The organism is Paraburkholderia sp., from assembly GCF_026225065.1.
Taxonomy (GTDB): domain Bacteria; phylum Pseudomonadota; class Gammaproteobacteria; order Burkholderiales; family Burkholderiaceae; genus Paraburkholderia.
The window spans coordinates 1-4,308 of the sequence record NZ_JAMFSB010000314.1 but is presented as its reverse complement, the minus strand read 5'-3'; the positions used below and the strand labels follow the sequence as shown (position 1 = coordinate 4,308).

Annotated in this window: 4 protein-coding genes; all 4 read left to right on the top strand. The window is 60.7% G+C overall.

Going from position 1 to position 4,308, the window contains the following annotated elements:
- The first annotated feature begins 21 nt into the window (after positions 1 to 21).
- From M0954_RS22410 to M0954_RS22395, 4 genes are read left to right on the top strand one after another with little or no spacing between them, the layout of a single operon-like run.
- Positions 22 to 768, top strand: coding sequence for a phosphonate utilization associated transcriptional regulator (locus tag M0954_RS22410; RefSeq protein ID WP_297355555.1), 747 nt, complete (start codon positions 22 to 24; stop codon positions 766 to 768).
- 22 nt (positions 769 to 790) lie between these two features.
- Positions 791 to 2,059, top strand: a complete 1,269-nt coding sequence (phnA, locus tag M0954_RS22405) for a phosphonoacetate hydrolase (protein WP_297355553.1) — start codon at positions 791 to 793, stop codon at positions 2,057 to 2,059.
- Positions 2,056 to 3,507 carry a phosphonoacetaldehyde dehydrogenase gene (gene phnY / locus M0954_RS22400; protein ID WP_297355551.1) on the top strand — a complete coding sequence of 484 codons (1,452 nt, stop codon included), beginning with the start codon at positions 2,056 to 2,058 and terminating at the stop codon, positions 3,505 to 3,507. Before phnA ends, phnY begins: the two co-directional genes overlap by 4 nt.
- 4 nt (positions 3,508 to 3,511) lie before the next feature.
- The gene (locus M0954_RS22395; RefSeq protein ID WP_297355549.1) at positions 3,512 to 4,072 is read left to right on the top strand and encodes a phosphonate degradation HD-domain oxygenase; all 561 of its coding nucleotides are present in this window, start codon (positions 3,512 to 3,514) and stop codon (positions 4,070 to 4,072) included.
- The last annotated feature ends 236 nt before the right edge of the window (positions 4,073 to 4,308 follow it).

Genomic DNA, 4,308 nt, shown 5'->3' with positions numbered 1-4,308 from the left:
GATGTGGCAAAAAATGTCGAAATGACCGAAAATATGGAAACAGCAGCAGCCGATCCGATTGACGTCGTCCGCCGGCATTCGCTCACGGCGCTGGTTCGAGACGAGATCGAGCGCAACATCATTGAAGGCGTGTTGGCGCCGGGCGCCAAGCTCAACGAAGCTGATTGGGCCGCTCGGCTGCAGGTGTCACGTGGTCCGGTGCGCGAAGCGTTCCGTGCGCTCGAGCAGGCCGGGCTCGTCACGACGGAAAAGAATCGCGGCGTGTTCGTGCGGGTGGTGTCGCTGGCGGAAGCTGACGAGATTTATGCCGTGCGGGTCGTGCTCGAAGAGGCGGCGTGCCGGATGCTGGCATCGAGCATCGACGCAGCGCAACTGGCCGGTCTGCGCACGCAGATCGACGCCATGCGCAGCGCGCTTGACGCGCAGGATCACGACGCTTACGCACGCGCCAACGTGGCGTTTCACGACGGCATCGTCGCGGCGGCGGGCAACGGCAAGCTGTATGAGACGTACCGGCGCCTGGTAGGCGAGTTGAGCCTGTTTCGCCGCGCTGCGCTGGTGGTGCATGCCGACGCGATGGAGCGCTCGTTGGCCGAGCATCGCGCCATCCTGACGGCGCTGGCATCGCGCGATGCGGATCACGCTTCTGCGCTGATGCATGCGCATGTCAACGGTGGATTGCAACGCGCACACGAAGCCTGTGAACCGGCTGGACAACGCAGTGTGCTGTTGTCGTCGTCGGACCCGATCGACGAAGAACGCGCGTAATCGACGCGCAGGGAAGGAAGCGATGTCTATTCAGTCCGAGCAGAGCGAGCGCAGCATCGAGGTAAATGGCCGTGCTTACCGGTTGTCATCGTCTCAACCGGTGGTCGTGGTGTGCGTCGACGGTTGCGAGTACGACTACCTCGAGGCCGCGGTTGCAGCGGGTGTCGCGCCGTTTATTGGCAAGATGATGAAGGAGGGCACCGCGCTCAAGGGTGACTGCGTGATTCCTTCGTTCACCAACCCGAATAACCTGTCGATAGTCTGCGGCGTGCCGCCCGCGGTGCACGGCATTTGCGGCAACTACTTCTGGGACCCGCAGGCTAACGGCGGCGAGGGCGCGGAAGTGATGATGAACGATCCCGCCTACCTGCGCGCCGGGACGCTGCTGGCAGCTGCGGCGCAAGCGGGTGCTGCGGTTGCGGTGGTTACGGCTAAGGACAAGTTGCGTCGTCTGCTTGGCTGGCAACTGAAGGGCATCTGCTTCTCAGCGGAGAAGGCGGATACGGTGACGCTGGCAGACAACGGTATCGCGGATGCGCTCGGTCTGGTCGGTTTGCCAGTGCCTGATGTGTACAGCGCGGGGTTGTCCGAATTCGTATTCGCGGCGGGCGTGCGTCTTGCGCAAACCCGCAAGCTCGATCTGATGTATCTGTCCACCACTGACTACATTCAGCACAAGTGGGCTCCGGGCACTCAAGGTGCGAATGACTTCTACGCGATGATGGATCGCTATCTGGCCCAGCTCGACGCACTCGACTGGGTAATCGGTTTGACCGCCGACCACGGCATGAACGCGAAGCACAATCCGCAGACCGGCGAGCCGAACGTGATCTATCTGCAGGACGTGATGGACGAATGGCTCGGCGCACGCAAGGCTCGCGTGATCCTGCCGATCACGGATCCGTATGTGGTCCACCACGGCGCGCTGGGCTCGTTTGCAACCATCTATCTGCCGCACGATGTAAACGTGGGGCAGGTGATCGAACGGATTGGCGGTCTTGAAGGTGTCGAGGTCGTGCTGGACAACAGTGCGGCGTGCGAGCGCTTCGAGTTGCCGAATGACCGCGTTGGCGACATTGTCGTGGTCAGCAAGCGCGACGTGGTGCTCGGCACGCGCCGCGACGAGCATGATCTTTCCGGCCTCACCGTACCGCTTCGTTCGCACGGCGGTATCTCCGAGCAGGAAGTGCCGTTGATTTTCAATCGGCATCTTCAGGGGCTTACGGACGGCAAGCGCTTGCGAAACTTCGACGTATTCGACCTTGCGTTGAACTACGTGGCGGCATCATGAGCGCCGTGCTGACGGACCATCCCGCGTTTCGCGTCGAAGCGCTGCGCCTGCAAGGCGAGCGCACGTTGCGCGAACGCACGCTCGACGTGTTCGATCCGTACACCGGATTGCGCGTCGGCACGGTACCGTTGGCGAGCGTCGATGATGTGCGTGCGGCGTTCCAATATGCCGGCGCTTATCAGTCGACACTGACGCGCTACGAGCGCTCGCAGATTCTCGAGCGTGCGGCGGCTTTGCTGCGCGAGCGCTCCGAGGCGGCTTCGGATCTGATCTCGCTCGAATCGGGCCTGTCAAAGCAGGACACGCGGTACGAGATCGGGCGCGTGGCCGATGTGTTCAAGTTTGCGGCGATCGAAGCATTGCGTGACGATGCCCAGAGTTTTTCATGCGATCTGACACCGCACGGTAAAAAGCGTCGCGTGTTCGCGCAGCGTGAACCGCTGGCAGGCGTGATAGTCGCGATTACGCCGTTCAATCATCCGATGAACCAGGTGGCGCACAAGATTGCCCCCGCCATTGCGACCAACAACCGTGTTTTGTTGAAGCCGTCGGAAAAGGTGCCGCTGTCGGCTTTCTACCTGGCCGATATTCTCTATGAAGCCGGTTTGCCGGAACCGATGCTGCAGGTGTTGACCGGCGACCCACGCGAAATTGCCGACGAACTGATCACACATCCGCTTGCTGAACTGGTGACGTTCACGGGCGGCGTGGCGATAGGCAAATATATTGCTGCCAAGGCTGCGTACCGACGCGTTGTGTTGGAACTAGGTGGTAACGATCCGTTGATCGTGCTGGAAGATGCTGATCTCGAACGCGCCGCCGCGCTCGCTGTTCAGGGATCCTATAAGAATTCAGGCCAGCGCTGCACGGCTGTTAAGCGCATCCTGGTGCAAAAGAGTGTGGCCGCGGAATTTACCGATTTGGTGGTGGAAAAAACGCGCGCATGGTCCTACGGCGATCCGTTCGATCTTGCGAATCAGATGGGCACGGTCATCGACGAAGCCGCGGCTCAGCTTTTTGAAGCCCGCGTCAACGCAGCGGTGGCCCAAGGCGCGCGTTTGCTGACAGGCAACCAGCGCTCGGGCGCGCTTTATGCGCCGACTGTTGTCGACCGGGTGGACCCGGCGATGCCGCTGGTCCGCGAAGAGACCTTCGGGCCAGTATCGCCGATTATCACGTTTGACACGCTCGACGACGCGATCCGGATCAGCAACGACACGGTGTTCGGTTTGTCGTCGGGGGTGTGTACGAACCGTCAGGATGCGATCACGCGATTCATCAATGAATTGCGGGTTGGTACGGTGAATGTGTGGGAAGTGCCGGGATACCGGATCGAGCTGACGCCGTTCGGCGGCATCAAGGATTCGGGCCTGGGTTACAAGGAAGGGGTGCAGGAAGCCATGAAGAGCTTTACCAACCTCAAGACGTTTTCATTACCTTGGGAGTGATGTCGTGGCTTTGAGTCTTCATGATATTCGTACATTGTTCGAGCAGTACGGCAACGTGGCATATAGCGGCGAACCGGTCACACAACTCGAGCACGCGCTGCAGAGTGGGGCACTGGCAGAAAAGGAAGGCGTAAGCGATGAGCTGGTTGCTGCCGCTTTCCTGCATGACCTCGGGCATTTGCTGAACCGCTTCGGCGAGACGCCTACCGCACGCGGTATCGACGATCTGCATCAGTATTTCGCGTTGCCGTTTCTACGTCCCGTGTTACCGGACGCGGTGCTGGAGCCGATTCGCCTGCACGTCGACGCGAAGCGCTGCCTGTGCGCAATCGACGATACGTACTTTGGACGCCTCTCGGCGGATTCTGTGCGTAGTCTTGAGTTGCAGGGCGGTATCTTCAGTAGGCAGGAAGCAGATGCGTTCCTCAGCAAACCCTATGCGGAAGACGCACTGCGCGTGCGCCGCTGGGACGATCTCGCCAAAGAAGCGAACCGCTCGACCCCTGATGTCGATCATTACCTGGACATCGTGGAACGGGTGATGGAGACGCACGCTACGGCGTGACGTGATGGGCACTTCATTCTGTGATCCTGGTGGGCCGGTGATGTGAGCGCCGCTGAATTCGCGGCTGCGTTTTCACGGCCCTTTCCGAGCATGCAAATAGCGCTTGCAAGGCGAGAGTCGGGTCGCTAGAATCTCGATCTTTCGCGCTTCGGACCCCGGAGCGCGGGAAGCGGGAGAGCCAGCAGTGGCAAGGCTTTCGGCGGGTTGGGCAGGGTGATCTGATGCAAAAAACCTGT

Excerpts from the sequence above, each read along its gene's own strand:
- M0954_RS22410 (WP_297355555.1), top strand. The coding sequence starts at position 22 with ATGACCGAAAATATGGAAACAGCAGCAGCCGATCCGATTGACGTCGTC.
- phnA (WP_297355553.1), top strand. The coding sequence starts at position 791 with ATGTCTATTCAGTCCGAGCAGAGCGAGCGCAGCATCGAGGTAAATGGC.
- phnY (WP_297355551.1), top strand. The coding sequence starts at position 2,056 with ATGAGCGCCGTGCTGACGGACCATCCCGCGTTTCGCGTCGAAGCGCTG.